At 50.3% G+C, this 16,772-nt stretch carries 15 protein-coding genes; 12 read left to right on the plus strand and 3 right to left on the minus strand.

Annotated elements, in window-relative coordinates:
• The 3 genes from T518_RS09085 to T518_RS09095 all read left to right on the plus strand — a co-directional run.
• Positions 1–271 (plus strand): transposase (locus T518_RS09085; RefSeq protein WP_036378409.1); only part of this gene is annotated, 271 nt, incomplete at its 5' end.
• A 101-nt stretch (positions 272–372) separates the two neighbouring features.
• Positions 373–1,248: an ankyrin repeat domain-containing protein gene (locus T518_RS09090; protein WP_155948124.1), complete on the plus strand. Its 876-nt coding sequence runs from the start codon at positions 373–375 to the stop codon at positions 1,246–1,248.
• A complete protein-coding gene (locus tag T518_RS09095) occupies positions 1,235–2,221 on the plus strand; it encodes a hypothetical protein (RefSeq protein WP_036378412.1) in 987 nt (328 codons plus the stop codon). The genes T518_RS09090 and T518_RS09095 overlap by 14 nt, the downstream gene beginning before the upstream one ends.
• 232 nt (positions 2,222–2,453) lie before the next feature.
• Here the strand turns inward: T518_RS09095 and T518_RS09100 are convergent, their stop codons facing one another.
• From T518_RS09100 to T518_RS09110, 3 genes are all read right to left on the minus strand, one after another.
• Entirely contained in the window at positions 2,454–3,722 is a 1,269-nt protein-coding gene (locus T518_RS09100; RefSeq protein WP_036378413.1) for an RNA-guided endonuclease InsQ/TnpB family protein, read from the minus strand.
• A gap of 207 nt (positions 3,723–3,929) precedes the next feature.
• Positions 3,930–5,276: a hemolysin family protein gene (locus T518_RS09105; protein ID WP_036378414.1), complete on the minus strand. Its 1,347-nt coding sequence runs from the start codon at positions 5,274–5,276 to the stop codon at positions 3,930–3,932.
• Between the two features lie 109 nt (positions 5,277–5,385).
• Positions 5,386–5,970, minus strand: a complete 585-nt coding sequence (locus T518_RS09110; protein WP_051652277.1) for a BsuPI-related putative proteinase inhibitor — start codon at positions 5,968–5,970, stop codon at positions 5,386–5,388.
• Positions 5,971–6,295: 325 nt separating this feature from the next.
• Between T518_RS09110 and T518_RS09115 the strand changes: the two genes are divergently transcribed.
• From T518_RS09115 to allB (T518_RS09155), 9 genes are all read left to right on the plus strand, one after another.
• On the plus strand, positions 6,296–7,534 hold the full coding sequence (locus T518_RS09115) for a M20 family metallo-hydrolase (RefSeq protein WP_036378415.1): 1,239 nt from the start codon (positions 6,296–6,298) through the stop codon (positions 7,532–7,534).
• A 39-nt stretch (positions 7,535–7,573) separates the two neighbouring features.
• Positions 7,574–8,734 carry an NAD(P)/FAD-dependent oxidoreductase gene (locus T518_RS09120; RefSeq protein WP_036378416.1) on the plus strand — a complete coding sequence of 387 codons (1,161 nt, stop codon included), beginning with the start codon at positions 7,574–7,576 and terminating at the stop codon, positions 8,732–8,734.
• A gap of 111 nt (positions 8,735–8,845) precedes the next feature.
• Positions 8,846–9,529 (plus strand): electron transfer flavoprotein subunit beta/FixA family protein, encoded by a 684-nt coding sequence (locus tag T518_RS09125; protein WP_162177226.1) that lies wholly within the window; start codon positions 8,846–8,848, stop codon positions 9,527–9,529.
• Positions 9,522–10,493, plus strand: coding sequence for an electron transfer flavoprotein subunit alpha/FixB family protein (locus tag T518_RS09130; protein ID WP_036378419.1), 972 nt, complete (start codon positions 9,522–9,524; stop codon positions 10,491–10,493). Before T518_RS09125 ends, T518_RS09130 begins: the two co-directional genes overlap by 8 nt.
• A 39-nt stretch (positions 10,494–10,532) precedes the next feature.
• Positions 10,533–11,315: a (S)-ureidoglycine aminohydrolase gene (gene allE, locus T518_RS09135; protein ID WP_036378420.1), complete on the plus strand. Its 783-nt coding sequence runs from the start codon at positions 10,533–10,535 to the stop codon at positions 11,313–11,315.
• A gap of 135 nt (positions 11,316–11,450) precedes the next feature.
• On the plus strand, positions 11,451–12,755 hold the full coding sequence (locus T518_RS09140) for a dicarboxylate/amino acid:cation symporter (RefSeq protein ID WP_051652279.1): 1,305 nt from the start codon (positions 11,451–11,453) through the stop codon (positions 12,753–12,755).
• Entirely contained in the window at positions 12,748–13,980 is a 1,233-nt protein-coding gene (locus tag T518_RS09145; RefSeq protein WP_036378422.1) for a M20 family metallo-hydrolase, read from the plus strand. The genes T518_RS09140 and T518_RS09145 overlap by 8 nt, the downstream gene beginning before the upstream one ends.
• 45 nt (positions 13,981–14,025) lie before the next feature.
• Positions 14,026–15,396, plus strand: a complete 1,371-nt coding sequence (gene allB / locus T518_RS09150) for an allantoinase AllB (protein ID WP_248617181.1) — start codon at positions 14,026–14,028, stop codon at positions 15,394–15,396.
• Between the two features lie 15 nt (positions 15,397–15,411).
• On the plus strand, positions 15,412–16,767 hold the full coding sequence (gene allB, locus T518_RS09155; protein ID WP_036378423.1) for an allantoinase AllB: 1,356 nt from the start codon (positions 15,412–15,414) through the stop codon (positions 16,765–16,767).
• The last annotated feature ends 5 nt before the right edge of the window (positions 16,768–16,772 follow it).

Genomic DNA, 16,772 nt, shown 5'->3' on the forward strand with positions numbered 1-16,772 from the left:
TGGCGAAACTTTGACTTACATGGATTTTCCTACTGAGCATTGGAGTCGGATCCGCACGAATAACTTGACGGAACGAGTAAATCGCGAGATACGCCGCCGTACAAGGGCCATTGGTGCATTTCCTGATGGCAACAGTGCGCTGATGCTCGTCTGTGCCAGACTTCGCCATGTTGCCGCCTCAGAATGGGGCTCAAAACGCTATATGGACATGGAGCATCTATTCAAGATGGAAATTGAGCAGCCAGCTGACGAGGAAAATCCATACATCTGATGCCGATATTTACTGGCGGATGAAATGAATTTGCGAAAGAATCTTGACACTACCCATACATCCATGAATCAACGGATGATCAGATTGCAGCATTTTATGAAATGCTTAAGATTTTTTGTTCATCCGGTATGGTAAGAGTATCAGAAGGTTCATTTTTTTCGACTAACTATAAAGTGAAAAATGAATATTTTACTACTATTTCCTTGTCGAATGAGGTGTCGCCTACTGTTAATATCATAATAGATACTGAAAACGTAGATGAAACATATAGAGAGGGAGATTTATTAGACTCTGAAAGATACAAACAAAAGGATGTTTCATATAAGTGGGAGGAAATAAAGGACTATTTTGTAACACTATCGTTATTGGATATGGAGTTGCTCCATGGTCAAGAGATTAATCGGTATGCTGTTAAAGATGATTCATTATTTACGGCTTGTGAGAATTTAGATATTGGGGCGATAAAATCTGCTATTCAAGATGGAGCTAATATATTCGCTTTAAATAAAGACGGAGAATCGCCAATTTATAAATGTGTGGAAGCAATACAAGATTTTTACTTAGATGAACTTGATGTCTTTGGAAAATCAGAACTAAAATCAAGGATATCAAAAATGAAAGAATGTATTGATTATTTGATCAGTCAAGGGGCAGATATAAATTCATATGGATTTGGGTGCTTGTGTTCACCACTATGTGAATCTGAAGATATATGTGATGTAGGTGTCATGGAGTTCCTGCTTAATCGAGGGGCAAATCCAAATTACAATACAAATTTTGAGGATATGTGTATTATGCGTGATGAATGGTATATTAAATCGTCAGTATTAAGCATGGTATCAGATTCGATTTCTGTTTATGGTGAGGAGTATAGTGAAGTTCAAGAGAAACTCCTATTGTCACATGGTGCTCAGATGTATATCGATGGATTTAACCCGGAAACCGGAACTATGGAGGAAAACTATGTCAGAGTATAATATTGCTAGGGATGTGTTGGAATTTCGGCTGACTGGCTATCGTTATGGTCCAGACAGCTTTCCAATGGCAGCAGTTGAAATATATATCAACGGAGAGAACTTTAGAGAAAAAGTATGCAAGCAAGAACTTCCGTTTGCAAAGAGAGAAGGGAATCCTGAAATAGCAGGACACGCTCCAATTACTCCGATGGACCTTTATCAGTCACTACACAATGATTATGCTGAGGAGGAATGCGTTTCAATTTTTGGGTGTGGCTGTGGGGTGATTGATTGTTGGCCATTAAATGTCGCTATTGAAGTAGGAAAAAATGTAGTAACCTGGTACGGATTCAATATGTATCATCGTAAGAACTGGGATTATAGTGGCCTGGGGAGTTTTGTCTTTCGCAAACAACAATATTGGAGTGAAGTGGATAAGCTGCTTGAGCTTGAAGAGCAGGGAAAAATTTTGTTTAAGAACTTTTCTGTTTCTTTTGATGTAGAAAAAAATGGTTGGGTTAAAATGAATTTGCGCCTATCAGATGATCAATTCTATTTGCGTCTGTCCTATCTTTATTCGCCATTTGATGATATCCTTAAAATGATAAAGAACATTGAAAACGGCAGCACGGCTGAAGAAATTTACATTGATGAAGAAGGCGTTGGAGCGACACTTTCAGTGCAATCTACAAGCAACTATCTTGAGTTGGATATATCCGTAGATGTTCATAATGCGGGTGATATACCAGATGATCATTATAAATGCAGAACTAAAAGAGAAGTATTCATATATGCTTTTCGTTGGGCTTTCATGGAACTGGAAGATGAAGGCTTTGACCCCAATTATTGGGACCAGCATGATGAAGGATATGAATACGGCGAGGATGAAACTAACCCAAGGGAGACCAACACGTCTTTTTGGGAGGAACCATGGTTTGATTATCTGCAGAATGACATTGTAGATTATAATCCATTTCAAATTTTGCATACCTGAAAACCTTATAAGATAAGGCTCTATCAGATTTTTAAGCATCTTTCTCGCATGAGGAGCGTGGAGTCAACTACCCACGACTGAAGTCGCGAGCTTGAGGGAATCTTGCGACACCTCAATTTGCTTAGATAGGCCAAGCTTACTGCACTCGCAGTCCTGCGAGATAGAGCAGAGGCTCGGCAATTACCAAAGCCATTAACGTCCGCAAGTTGCCAAACGGACGGATGCAGTTGCATCAATGCATGGATGCGAGCTTTGCTTTGGCTCGCGCTAGGATGTTCTTGGCCGCATTCACGTCGCGAATGTGGTGTATCCCACATTTCGGGCAGATCCACTCGCGGTCCTTGAGCGTCAGTTTCTCTTTGCCGCTCATGATATGGCCACAAGCGTGGCAGGTTTGCGTCGTATTCCGCGGGTCGACGGTGACGAAGTTTTTGCCATACAGTGCGGCCTTATAGGTTAGCATACCAAGGAACATCCGCCAGCCGTTGTCTTGGATGCTCATGGCCAAGGCATGGTTCTTCAGCAAGTTCCGGCTCCGCAGTTCTTCTGCTGCGACCAGATCGTGGTTCTTGATCAGTATCGTGGAAGTGCGGTGCAGGAAATCCTTGCGGCGTTGCATGACTTGTGCCGTGAGCTTGGCGACGAGCAGACGCTGTTTTTCGACGTTCTTTGCCTCGCGGAGTGGGCGATGCTCTTTCTTGGCACGGACAATCCGACGGCTCAGTTTGCGCTGTGCGTTGGCCAGTCGGCGTTTCTGCCTGCGGTAATAGCGCGGATTGGCCAAGATTTCGCCGTTCGAGTCGGCATAGAAGTTCTCGATGTTCAGGTCGATGCCAATCTCTGCCTTTGTTTTCGGACAGGCTTTTATGAATGGCTCATCGGAGCCAAGCTGGAATGACGCAAAATAGCGGTGCAGACCGTCCTTTGTGATGGTAATTGTACCGATGCGGACTTCCTTCATGGCGAAAAGCCGGCCCAGCATTTTACATGAGCCTTGGAAGCGGATGCGCTTGAGCTTGGGCAGCATCAGGTGATGCTTGTCGAGGAAGCGGGCATTGCTGGTGAACAGAGAGATCTTCGTGTCCTTGCCGTAATGTGGATTCGTCTGATACGACTCGACAGACGATTTCTTATGGAAGTTCGGCACGCCAGCATGATGAACGGTGCGGAACTGCTTCCAAGCACGCTGGTAGTTCTGCCGTGCATTGGCAATGCTAAGTGAATCGATGTCACTGTGGCGAAGCCACGGATAACGGTCTTTCAGCGCCGTTACAGTGCTGATTCGTTCGCGCAGTGCCTCGATGCGCTTCTCGATGAAGTCGATGTAGATGCTCCGTTTGCCGAACTGAGCAATCTCCTTGTTCACAGCGACATGTTCATTGTAGACGCAGCGCGCCGCATCCGCATTGCGCTGGATCGTCTTTTTCTGTTGCTGGCTGGGGTAGATGCGGACTTTCAGGCCGTAATGGTAGGCATAATCCACCATCTTCTTCTGTTCCATTTCATTCACCTCCTTCCTGCTTCTATTATACAAGTACATGTTCATCAGCTTCAAGCACGAGAAATTCTAGGGGCGCTCATATCCTTTCTGAAGTGAGAAGATTATTGGCCGTATCGTATTTTTATTGAATCGCTGAATCAAAAAACGAGACTGTAGACCAGATGCTATTGCATCCAGGGTACAGTCTCGTTTTTGTTTTAAGGTGATTTACTTGTCGCTGTCTTTTTTGGCATCAGACGGCGCTGCGGGGGCAGCGTCGGTGTTTTCCTCGCGGGTGACGAGGATTTTGTCGATGCGGGCGCGGTCCATGTCGACGACTTCGAAGGTGAAGCCGTTCCACTCACATTTCTCGGCGACTTTTGGGATGTAGCCGAAGTAGGAGGTCAAGAAGCCGCCCATGGTCTGGTAGTGGTCGTGGTCTTCGTCGGGGAGCTCGGCGATGTCGAAGCGCTCTTTGAAGTCGTCGATGGAGCAGAGGCCGTCGACGTACCAGGAGTGCTCGTCGCGTGGGGTGAACTGGATTGGGTCAGGCTCGACGTTGGACATGGAGTCGCCGATGATCTCCTGCAGGATGTCGCTGAGGGTGATGAAGCCGACGACGCCGCCGTACTCGTCGAGGACCATGGCCTCGTGGATGCCGGTATCGCGGAACTTGGCGAGCACGCGGAAGGTCTCCATCGAGCGCGGCACGAACATGGGCTTGCGGATGTACTGCGCGAGGTCGAGGGACTTGCGCTCGAGCGAGGCGTTGAGGAGGTCCTTGGCGTAGAGCACGCCGCAGAAGTCGTCGAGATTCTCGCGGCCGACGGGGAAGACGTTCTGCGGATGTTCGCGGATGATGCGCAGGTTGTGGCGCAGGGAGTCGGTCAGGTCGAGCCAGAGCATCTGGGTGCGCGGCGTCATCAGGGAGTAGGCGGTCTGGTCGCTCATGTGGAAGATGCGGTCGACCATGGCCTGCTCGGATTTCTCGAAGGTGCCGTCCTCGGTGCCCTGCTCGATGAGGTCCTTGACCTCGTCTTCGGTGACGGTGTCCTCGACGTGCGGGTTGATGCCGAGCAGCAGGAGGACGCCGCCCGCAGAGCCGGACAGGAAGCGGATGAAGGGGCGCGCGAGGCGCGTAAGCCTTGCGACGATGCCATGGTACTTCATGAGCATGTGCTCAGGGTTCTGTGCGGCCTTCTTCTTCGGCAGGAATTCGCTGAAGAGCAGGGTGATGTACGTCACGACGACGATGCTGAAGAGCATGGCAATCGTCGTGGCATGCGGCAGGAAGGCGATGAAGCTGGCGAGGTACGGCGCGATGAAGGCGCCGGTGCAGATGCCCATGAGGATGCCAGTCAGCGTGATGCCGACCTGGACGAGCGAGAGCGGCGCTTCGACGTTCTCGAGCAGGCCGAGCGCTGCCTCGGCATCTTGATTGCCGTCTTCGGCGAGCTTCTCGAGCCGTCCGCGGTGGCTCTCTGTGAGGGCCGTCTCGATGAGCGAGAAAAAGGCGTTAGCCAGCAGCAGTAACAGGAGTAAGACGAGCAATAGGCCCGCGTCAGTATTGTCCAAAAATGATACACATCCTTTGCTAAAGATACATACAGATTGTAAACTATTTTCCTATAATATAGCATAACCATGGCGTTTTGTCACATATGGCGCGGGCTCTGGGAGTGGCTCAGTCGTCATACCAGGGGCCGTTGCCGATGACGATGCCGCCGTGCAGGGTCACGGGCGTGGAGCTGCCGACTTTTGTCGGCATGCGCGTCGTGAGCTTGTAGGGCGTGTCGACAAGCCAGGCCGTCACGAGCACCGCGTCGTCCTTGATCTTGCGGTAGGCCTTGCGGTCGAGCTCGGCCGTGTAGACCTCGCTCTTGTGGGCGGCGACGGAAGAGCTCGTCAGGGCCTGCGTGAAGGCCATGCCGTCCGACCGGCGGTAGAGCGTCTTGCCATTCTTGTCGAGGATGGCGAAGTCGTAGACCTGCCCGTCGCGGTGGGCGACGGAGTAGTCGCTGTCGCCGTCATTCGTGACTTTTAGCTCCATGACGAGCCGGCCGTGCTTCTCCTCGACGGTCAGCTCCTCGACAATGCTGTCGAAGCTGAAGGCCGCGTACGACGGCACAATCTCGCTGCTGTGCGAGCCCGAGGTCGGGAACGAGACGCCGATGCCCGTGCCAAACGAGGCAGAGGCCACCGGCATCGCGGACAGGGGGACAGCAAAGGCTGTGAGCGCAAGCGCGGGGATAAGGGCATATCTTTTCATGGTAATCACTCCTGATTCTGTCAGTCGTTCTAGATTGGTATCGTTGGTTCTATTGTACCATGTCATGTTAGAATTAGGCAAAAGATGTTCCTTGCATGTATGGGGACTCAAACGGCAAAGATTCGTTCAAAGATTCATGGCTTGATTTCGATAGTATACAATATGCCTAATTGTATACAGCTAAAATATGCAGTGTGTATATTGTTAAAGGAGCGCATTCCCGCTATACTGTAACCATAAAAGGCGATATGAAATATGCAGCGGCGCATTAGTAAAGTAAAATGTTACTCGTGCGCCGCTTTGTCTATTTAGGAGGTACGATTTTATGAAAGCAGATGCAGCACAATTGAATGATTGGCTAATGAGAATCGATACCTTCAATGCAACGCCTGGAGAAGGTACAACTCGAGCCGTTTATACAAAGGAGTTCTATCGGGCTCGCGAATATTTAAAGAAGGAAATGCAAGATCTCGGCCTTGAGATCCATGAGGATTGTGTCGGCAATATATATGGAGAATATAAAGGATGTCATCCAGAACGTCCGCCTGTCTGGACCGGTTCACATATCGATACGGTTCCGCATGGTGGGCGCTATGATGGAATGGCCGGCGTATTTGCAGCTCTGGAAGTTATCCGCATGATGAAAAGTGATGGCTATCAGCCGAAACGGAGTATCTTCGTCAATGCTTATGCTGGAGAGGAAATGAGTCGTTTCGGGATGTGCTGTATTGGCAGTCGCGCGATTGTCGGTCGCATTCATCAGCAAGATTTAAAGGACGCAAGAAATATGGCTGGTGAGAGCATCTTTGATGTCCTCAGCCATGATGGTTTTGAGCCAGAGCGATTCAATCGAGACTTTTCTACAAAGCCGAGGGTCCACGCAAGTCTTGAGCTGCATATCGAGCAAAACAGGATCTTGCAGGACAAGGGCATCTCTGTTGGTATTGTCACTGGCATTTGTGCACCGACAAATCTGCGATGCGAGATTCATGGCATTCAATCGCATGCCGGCGGCACGAGTATGGAGGATCGCCGCGATGCCTTTATGGCGTCAGCTGAGATTGCTCTGGCACTCGAGCACTTAGCGAAAGCCTCAGATAGTGAATACATCACGGGAACAGTCGGCGCGATGAAATTGGACCCTGGCGCAGCAAATGTCATTCCGGGGCAAGCGAATTTCTCCATCGATATCCGCTCCATCTCGGCACAGGATAAGGATGACTTGGTCGAGGCATTGCAGGAAAAGATTGATGAAATCACAAGGAACCGCGGTGTTACCTATCAACTGGAACAGCTGAATAACGATACACCGTACATCTGCAGTCCGCGCATCCGAGAACTCTTGCATGAAAGTGCAAAAGAACTGGAGCTTCCTGTACTCGATATGATCAGTGGTGCTTATCATGACAGCCTGATGTTGGGTGACATCACAGATGCAGCGATGATCTTCATCCCCTGTAAAGATGGCATCAGTCATGACCGGAAAGAATCGATTGATATGGATGATCTTGCTAAGGGCACAGACCTTTTAGCGGCCACCTTACGCCGCCTTAGTGAAGAATAAGGATAGGATATTCTGTATTAGGATAGGAGAGAAGACATTATGGCAAAGAAGAAGATTTGCATTATCGGCGGCGGTATTTCTGGTACGGCTCTTGGTTATAATCTGAGCCTCTATGATGATGCAGAAGTCACGCTTTATGAAAAAGGCCGCATCGGTGCTGGCACGACATCGAAATCAGCGGGTACGGTATGCCTGTTCGATGATTCCCTGAATAATCGCTATTGGGATGTCCGCCTTTATGGTTTTGAGACATACTGTAAGATGGAGAAGGAAAAAAGGGGATCGGCTGGATTTGACAAGACGGGCACGCTGGTCTGTGCATTGGATGAAAAAGACGAAAAACGCATCAAGACAGGTATTGCACTGGCAAAATCCGCAGGTTACACGGGTGAATACATCACGGATAAAGACAGAATCAAGAAGATTCTTCCGATGATTGATCCGGATTCCATTATCGGTGCAGGCTATACGGCAGATGATGGGTACTTCGATGGTACGATGATTTCCAATAATTTTGCCAGCAAGATGGAAGCGAATGGCGCAACCGTCATCATCGGTGTTGGTGTTACGGATATCAAGGTAGAAGGTGGAGCAGCTGTTGGCATTACGACGTCGGAAGGCAAACAGGAAGCTTATGATGTCATCGTGGACTGCACGGGGCCGTGGAGCCGCTTCACGGGCAAGATGGTCGACCTTGAAGTGCCAATCTGGCACACGAAGGCAGAAGCATTCTTCATGGCACCATCTGAAAAGCTCGACTATGTATTCCCCATCCTGAAATTCCCGGCATTCTATGCGCTGCGCGCCGGCAACAACATCTTCATCTGTAAATCGCATCTGTCGATGGACCTGGACAATCCAATGCATGCGGGCCAGTGGGACCCGGATAAACTGCCGGAACGCGGCGGCACAGATGATTATTTCATTGAGTTCCTGTTCGAGCAGATGGAAAAGAATGTTCCTGGCTTGGTCGATGCAGGCCTGAGTTCATCGTGGCTGTCTTATCGTGCAGAGCCACGCGATTTCCTGCCAATCATTGGTGACACGCCGGTCAAGAACTATCTCCTGGCCACGGGCTATGGCGGAAATGGTGTCATCGAGGCACCGGCAGTCAGCCGTGATCTGGCAAAATACATCATGCGAGGCGAAAGCACATTGCTCCTCGAAGAATGGGCATTCTCGAGATTGTTGAAGAAATGAGGCGGATGACGCATGAAGATAGCAATCTGTATAAAACATGTTCCCGTCAGTGAAGATGTAGAAATCGATCCGGTTACGCATAGTGTCCGTCGTATCGATGCAACGTGCGATATGAACCCCTGTGATCTGAATGCGATGGAGATGGCTGCTCAGCTCAAGAAAGCAACGGATAGCAGTATCGATGTCTACACGATGGGGCCGGATGGTGCAGCGGCATCCTTGAAGAAGTGTCTAGCCCTTGGGGCAGATGAGGCGTATCTCCTGAGCGACCGCAGCTTTGCCGGTCGTGATACACTCGGCACGGCTCGTGTACTTGCCGATTTTGTCAAACGCAAATCATACGACATCGTTTTCACGGGAGCGGAATCCAGTGATGGTGCAACCGGGCAGGTTGGTGCTATGCTCGCTGAACTTCTCGGCATGCCGGATGTCGCCGATGCCGTATCCGTAGAGCCGGATGGAGACGGTGCACTGCTTATCGGCAAAAAGGTGCAGCAGGGGACGTTGAAAATCAAGGCAAGAGGACCAGTCCTCTTAGCGGTACCATTTGGCTGCAATGAACCGAAACTCCCGACACTGCGTGCGCAGATGAAAGCGAACCACAAAGAGATTCATGTCTTGACGGGGAAGGACTGCGATCCATCCGTCCTCGAGAACTTGGAAGTCAAGTCTGTCGTCACGGATGTATATCCAGCGCCGGAGGCAAATAAGCAGGCGAAGGAGATTACAGGTACTCCGAAGGAAATCGCCATAAAGATACAGAAACTTTTGGAAGGAAGTGAGCAGGATGTCTGAGATTGTTGTTTATGCACAGATCACCAAGAACGGTCTGAATCCGGAGACAGCCGAGCTCGTCACTGCCGCACAGGAAGTCGCAAAAGTTTCTGGAGAAACCATCACCGTTCTCGCCGCTGATGACCAGGCACCTTTGTATGAAGATGCACTGAAGCTGGATGGCGTTTCGGATGTTATTCTCCTGCATACGATCGGCATTGGTGAAATGCAGACGGATGTGCTGAGCGAGGTCATGGCAGATGTCATCACTTCCCGTGATGTGTCGACGATTCTTGCGCCGTCGGAGCATCAGGCCAGAGCTTTGCTTTCGCGTATTGCTGTAAAGCTCGACGCGGGCATGACAGCGGCCTGCAAAGAACTGAAGCCAGAAGCCGTAGATGGCAAGGTAGTCGTCCATCAGATCAAGAGCTCATTTGGCAGTCAGGGACTCGTTACGTGTGATATCACGACAAAGCCGGCAATCATCACGTTGATCCCAGGCTCCTACGAAGCAGCACCCCAGACAGGGACGCCGAAGATCCAGGTCATCGAAAAGGAAAATCTGACATCGGCTCTTGAGGTTCTGGACTTTGAAGAAAGCCAGTCGGCAGGTAACCTTCTGGGGGCAAGGCGCGTGGTCTGCGTTGGCAAAGGCGCCATAGAAGGAGAAAACTTCAGTCTGGCAAAATCTTATGCACAGAAAATCAATGCTGCATTTGCTGGCAGCCGTCCGATGGCCGATCAGCACTGGATTGATTTTGAGGCACAGATTGGTGAATCCGGTACGGTTATCCGACCAGAAGCCTGCCTAATCTGTGGCGTTTCCGGTGCCATCCAGTTCACGGAGGGAATCAAGGGAGATCCTTTGGTCATTGCCATCAACAAAGATCCAAAAGCCCCAATTTTCGGTTTTGCTGATTACAAAGTCGTTGCCGACATGAAGGATATCTTACCAGAGCTCCTGGCGGCAGCCGACCAAAAATAAATTTCAAACTTTTGTTTTCTAGGAAAGGAAGTATTTGATATGAGTTACTTGAATGGTCAGACGGGTTACCGTAAAGACATCCTGACGAATCGTTCTGTCATTGGCAATGGCTATGTCATCCTGGAACCGGACGGACTCGTCAAGAACGTTGTACCGGGCTATTCGGATTGTGATGTCACGATCCTCGGCACGCCACAGATGGGCGCTACGTTTGCTGATTATCTTGTCACGGCACATGCAGGCGGCAAGAACACGGGCATTGGTGGCAATGGCATCGAGTCGTTCCTCTATGTCATAAGTGGATCGGTGAGCGTTAAGAATGCAGATAAAGAAGCAGAATTGACGGAAGGCGGCTACATCTTCAGTCCGGCAGATAAGCCATTCACGTTCGAGAACAAGAGCGGTAAAGATGCCAGACTCTATGTCTATCGCCGTCGCTATATCCCGCTTGAAGGAACGAGCGCTCACACAGTAGTCGGCAACATCAATGATGTTCCTTACATGGACTATGAGGGCATGAAGAATGCACAGAGCAAAGATTTCTTGCCGTCGGCAACGGATCTTGGCTTTGATATGAACATGCACATCCTCAAGTTCGAGCCGGGTGCATCGCATGGCTACGCAGAGACGCATTTGCAGCAGCATGGCATGCTGTTCCTCCAAGGCAAGGGCATGTATCTCTTGGATGATCAGTGGATCCCGCTCAAGAAGGGCGATTATGTATTCATGGATTCTTACTGCCCGCAGGGCTGCTACGCCGTTGGCACGGAAGACTATATCTACATCTATTCCAAAGACTGCAACCGTGATGTAGAACTGTGATGCCAGTAATCGGCAGCCCGGTCTTTTAACCGCATAGAAAGAGGACAAGGGAGTCTGAACTTGTCGGAGCATTTCCGGCTTGTTCAGGCTCTTTTTGTTTAAACGAACGAAAGCTTCGGGAAAGGGAGCGATATTATGAAGGGCAAATCAGGGCTTTCTTTGACCATGTGGATCATCATTGCCACAGTTGTCGGCATTATCTTTGGTTCTGTCGTTGGCCCATGGGCAACAAACTTGAAATTCATTGGTGATATCTTTATCAACTTGATCCAGATGTCAGTTGTCGTACTGGTCATGACAGCCGTTGCCGGGGCCATTGCTGGACTCGGTGGGAATGGCTCTGGGAAAATGGGCTTGGTTGTATTCGCGAGCATTGTCGTCTTTACCTTGTTGTCTGCTTTCCTTGGAGTTGGCTTAGGCCTTTTGGTCCAGCCGGGACTTGGTATCGATATTGGCACCACGGCTTCTACTGCGCAGATAGCAGATACTTCTATCACGAAGACACTAGTAGGTTTTGTGCCGACGAATATTTTCTCATCGATGGCATCGGGCGCCATGGTTCCATGTATCCTCTTTTCTATCTTCTTTGGTGCATGCACAGGCATCTATCAGCGTGACCATCATACTACCATCGTTACGGATTTCCTGACGGCTGTCAATGGCGTCATCTTGGAGATCATCAAGGCTGTCATGAAGGTCGCTCCAATCGGCATCTTCTGCCTGCTGGCAAATGTAGCTGGTGGTACGGGATTTGCCGTCATCATGCCAATGCTCAAGTTCCTTGGCTGCCTGCTCATCGGTGATGTGATCCAGTTCCTTGTTTACTGTCCTGCTGTTGCGGCTATCTGTGGCGTCAATCCGATGAGAATGCCGAGCAAATATGGAAAGATGTCGATGATGGCACTGACGACAACATCGTCGGCAATCTGCCTGCCAACCAAGATGGAAGACATGGTAACAAAGTTTGGTGTCGATCGCAAAGTCACAGACTTCGTTGGTCCAATCACGATGTCGATGAATAGCTGCGGTGCCGTCCAGTGCTATGTCCTCGCCATCCTCTTCATGAGCCAGTCCACGGGAATCACGCTCTCTCCGATGCAGTTCGGCATGGCTATCTTGCTGGCCGTCCTGATGTGCATGGGAACAATCGTTGTCCCAGGTGGCATGATTGTCGTCTACACCTTCTTCGCTACAACGATGGGACTTCCGACCGAATCCGTTGCCATCCTCATTGGTATTGACTGGTTCTCGGGCATGTTCCGCACACTGATGAATGTCGATGTCGATGTCCTGGTTGGCATGCTCACCAGCAAGGCCCTTGGAGTATTCAACAAAGGCGTCTACAACGATGAGACAGCTGCCTCTTATATCGATGCTATAACAAATCCTGGACCGACCTGTGGCAAGTCCGGAAAAATAAAGGAGAATCGCAATGGATAAGAAAATCAGTACGGCACGCATCCGCAAGAACCTGGAAGACCTGAAAGCCTTTACGGCAACACCGGGCAAGGGATGCACGCGTATGCCGTTTTCCAGGGAAACAAAAGCTGCGGCAGAATATCTGAAAGCAGCGATGAAAGACGCTGGCCTTGATGTGGTGGAAGACTGTGTCGGCAATATCATCGGCACACGCAAGGGCAAAGACAGCAGCCTGCCGGCCATCGTCTGCGGCTCACATTATGATTCTGTATACAATGGCGGCGATTACGATGGTATCGCTGGCGTGGTGGTAGCGATTGAGCTGGCGCGTATCTTGCAGGAAGAAAATGCGATGCTCGATACGGATTTCGTCGTTGTAGCCTTCATGGATGAAGAGGGATGTCGCTTTGGTACGGGCTATTTTGGTTCGTATTCCATCCTTGGTGAGATGGATGTGGAACAGTGCAAGCGCTTCAAGGACCGGGATGATATCAGTGTTTATGACGCTATGCAGCGTTATGGCCTGGACCCAGAGAAGGTTACGGAGGCTGCCTGGGACAAGAATCGCATTGGCCACTATATCGAGATGCACATTGAACAGGGGCCTGTCCTCGATGCAGAGAAACTGGAGTTTGGCCTTGTCAACTGTATCGTTGGCATTCAACGTTACTTATTCACAGTACATGGCCGTTCGGACCATGCAGGGACGACGCCGATGCACATGCGCAAAGATGCTGTCGATATTGCGACGAAAGTCATCAGCAAGATCGGGGACCTGGCGCGCGCTGAAGAGCCAGGTACCGTTGCGACGGTCGGATTTGTCCATGCCGTCCCTGGTGGCATGAATGTCGTTGCTCAGGAGATGTCCTTCAGTGTCGATATCCGCTCGACAAAGAACGAGATCATCGACAAGATTGCCACGAAGATACAGGCGCTTTTGGAAGAGGAAACGTCGAAATGTGGTGCATCGTATTCGTACGAGACAAAACTCAGCATCACGCCTGTCGATATGAGCAGTGCAATGCTGGACATGATGGAAGATTCCTGCAAGAAACATGGCTACCAGGCCATCCGCATGCCAAGTGGCGCTGGTCATGACGCACTGGCCATCGGCCAGCATCATGATACCGTCATGCTCTTTGTGCCGAGCAAAGATGGACGCAGTCATTGCCAGGAGGAGCATACGGAGTATGAGTCCTTCGGCAAGGCGACAGAAGTCTTATACGATTTGATCCATACGCTGTAAGGCGTGACAGCTGCTAGTATAGCTGTGATTATCATGGGGGCGAAGATGATGTTTGATTTGGTCGTGAAGAATGGCAGGATTGTCACATCTGATCAGATTTTTTCCGCAAATGTTGGCGTGAAGGGCGAAACGATTGCCGCGATTTTTGCACCGGGGCTGCCGTTTGAAGCAAGAGACGTGGTTGATGCAAAAGGGAAATACGTATTCCCTGGCGGCATTGACAGCCATGCGCACCTGAATGATCCGGGATATAATTGGCGCGAAGATTACACGCATGGTACAGCAGCTGCTATCGTTGGCGGTTATACGACCATCATCGATATGCCCTTGCAGAATGAGCCGGCGATGACCAATGGAAATATCATGGATAAGAAACTGGAAATCGTTGCGCCACAAGCTTATACCGATTACTGTTTCTGGGGTGGACTAGTCGACTATAACTTTGCTGACCTCAAAGAACTCGATGCAAAAGGCTGCGTCGCTTTCAAGAGTTTCATCGGGCCGGTCTCTCCCGATTATGTACCGCTGACCATTGGTCAGGCGCGCGAAGCGATGGAGATCCTCAGGGAATTCGATGCGAGAGCCGGTTTCCATTGTGAGGACTATTCCTTGATCAAATGGGGCGAAGAACGAGCTAAGCGCAAAGCAAAGCCAGATTGGCAGGATTTCCTGGATTCACGCCCGGTCATTGCAGAACTCGTCGCAACGCAGAATATCATCGAATGTGCCAGAGAAACTGGTGCTAAAGTGCATATCTGCCATGTCAGCCATCCGAAGGTCGCTCAGGCAATCAAGGAAGCACAACTCGATGGCGTGGATGTCACGGCAGAGACCTGTGGGCACTATCTGAGCATGACCGATAAGGATGTGTTGGCACATGGAAGCCTCTTCAAATGCGCACCACCTCTGCGCAGTGCAGAAGATGTCGATGCGCTCTGGCATTATGTTGAAGATGGCACGCTTTCCTGCATCGGTTCCGACCACTCTCCCTGTGAGCTCAGCGAAAAGAGTGAGGAAAAGCATGGCATCTTTGGGGCATGGGGGGGCATCTCGAGCATCCAGAGTACCATACAGGCAGCTTACAGCGAAGGCGTTGTCAAACGAGGTGTCAGTCCGACTGTCATTGCCCATGCCATTGGCGAGGGCCCTGCTCGTGTCTTTGGCCTCTATGGCAAGAAGGGCGCCATCCGTCCAGGGTTCGATGCGGACATGGTCATCCTCGACCCGGATGCCAAATGGGAAATCACAGCAGATTCACTGTACTATGTCAATAAGATTTCTGCTTTTGTCGGCATGAAAGGGCAGGGGCTTCCCGTCTGCACTATCCTGCGTGGTAAAGTCATGGCCAAAGATGGCAAATTGGTCGGTGAGAAAGGCTTTGGAAAATTCGTGAAGAAACAGTGGGCAGAAGGATGATGGGGGTGCTTTACCATGTCGAATACTTATTCCTTGCTAATCCGTGGCGGTAAGGTCATGCTTCCTGAGGGAATGCAGCAGGTCGATATCGCTGTCGATGGAGAAAAAATTGTTGAAATCGGGCCATCTCTTTCTGGCTCCGCAGACCGTGAAATCGATGCCACGGGAAAAGTAGTGTTCCCTGGTACTTTTGATGGTCACGTGCATTTCGATGAGCCTGGCCGTACAGAATGGGAAACCATCAAGGACGGCAGCGCAGGTCTTGCAGCTGGTGGCGGCACGACATTCATCGATATGCCGCTCAACTCCAGTCCTTGCTTGCTCGATAAGGAAGAATTCCAGAAAAAATATGATATTGCCAGCCATGATTCCTACACGGATTTTGGGTTCTGGGGTGGCTTGACGCCCGACAATCTCGACCGGCTCGAAGAATTGGCTGCCTGTGGCGTGGTCGGATTCAAGGCATTCTCTTGCTACAGCGGCATCCCAGAGTTCAAGGGCATTGATGATTATTCCGCACTCAAAGGCATGGAAATCATCAAGAAGCTCGGGCTCCCTCTCATGGTCCATTGCGAAAATGATGCACTGACCGCAAAACTCGGGGCTGAACAGGCGGCAGCTGGACGCGATGATGCCTGGGCGTATTTTGCGGCACATGCTCCCATCACAGAGATTGAGAGTATCACGCGCATGATCACCTTCGCCGAGGAAACGGGCGTCAAGCTGATCATCGCGCATGCATCCCTTGGCAAGAGCATCGACATCATCAATGCAGCGCGTGCAAGAGGTGTCGATGTATCAGTAGAGACGATCGGGCAGTACCTGATCCTGACGGATGAAGAGGTCGCAGCTCTCGGCCCAGTGGCAAAATGCTCGCCGCCGGTCCGCAGCAAGGAGAACCAGCCACTCATGTGGGCACATCTCTTGGCAGGTGATATTGATTATGTGGACTCCGATCACTCTCCGTCCGACCCATCTTTGAAAGAGGGCGTTTCTTTCATGAAGGCATGGGGTGGCATCGCTTCTGTACAGCACACGCTGACAGGGCTGCTTACGCACGGCTACCATGCGCGGAAAGTGCCATTAGCAAGAATCATGAAGCTGATCTGTGAGAACATGCCAAAATCTCTCCGGATTGAGGGAAAAGGAAAGATCGCGGTAGGCTATGATGCAGATTTTGCACTGATAGATCTGAATCGAGAATACATCCTGAAAGCCGACGATATCCTTTACAAGCATCATGTTAGCCCCTATATGGGGACGCGCTTCAAAGGCGCTGTCGATGAGACAATCCTTCGTGGACAGACCATCATGAGAGATGGGAAAATCATCGGTACGCCGCGTGGCCGCATGATCATGTGCAAAGGATGACAATC

This window comes from Mitsuokella jalaludinii DSM 13811 (assembly GCF_000702905.1).
In the GTDB taxonomy this organism is placed as follows: Bacteria; Bacillota; Negativicutes; order Selenomonadales; family Selenomonadaceae; genus Mitsuokella; species Mitsuokella jalaludinii.

What these genes read in the sequence shown, in the direction of transcription:
- T518_RS09090 (WP_155948124.1), top strand. Translation starts at nt 373, where the DNA reads ATGCTTAAGATTTTTTGTTCATCCGGTATGGTAAGAGTATCAGAAGGT.
- T518_RS09095 (WP_036378412.1), top strand. Translation starts at nt 1,235, where the DNA reads ATGTCAGAGTATAATATTGCTAGGGATGTGTTGGAATTTCGGCTGACT.
- T518_RS09100 (WP_036378413.1), bottom strand. Translation starts at nt 3,722, where the DNA reads ATGGAACAGAAGAAGATGGTGGATTATGCCTACCATTACGGCCTGAAA.
- T518_RS09110 (WP_051652277.1), bottom strand. Translation starts at nt 5,970, where the DNA reads ATGAAAAGATATGCCCTTATCCCCGCGCTTGCGCTCACAGCCTTTGCT.
- T518_RS09115 (WP_036378415.1), top strand. Translation starts at nt 6,296, where the DNA reads ATGAAAGCAGATGCAGCACAATTGAATGATTGGCTAATGAGAATCGAT.
- T518_RS09120 (WP_036378416.1), top strand. Translation starts at nt 7,574, where the DNA reads ATGGCAAAGAAGAAGATTTGCATTATCGGCGGCGGTATTTCTGGTACG.
- T518_RS09125 (WP_162177226.1), top strand. Translation starts at nt 8,846, where the DNA reads ATGAACCCCTGTGATCTGAATGCGATGGAGATGGCTGCTCAGCTCAAG.
- T518_RS09130 (WP_036378419.1), top strand. Translation starts at nt 9,522, where the DNA reads ATGTCTGAGATTGTTGTTTATGCACAGATCACCAAGAACGGTCTGAAT.
- allE (WP_036378420.1), top strand. Translation starts at nt 10,533, where the DNA reads ATGAGTTACTTGAATGGTCAGACGGGTTACCGTAAAGACATCCTGACG.
- T518_RS09140 (WP_051652279.1), top strand. Translation starts at nt 11,451, where the DNA reads ATGAAGGGCAAATCAGGGCTTTCTTTGACCATGTGGATCATCATTGCC.
- T518_RS09145 (WP_036378422.1), top strand. Translation starts at nt 12,748, where the DNA reads ATGGATAAGAAAATCAGTACGGCACGCATCCGCAAGAACCTGGAAGAC.
- allB (WP_248617181.1), top strand. Translation starts at nt 14,026, where the DNA reads ATGATGTTTGATTTGGTCGTGAAGAATGGCAGGATTGTCACATCTGAT.
- allB (WP_036378423.1), top strand. Translation starts at nt 15,412, where the DNA reads ATGTCGAATACTTATTCCTTGCTAATCCGTGGCGGTAAGGTCATGCTT.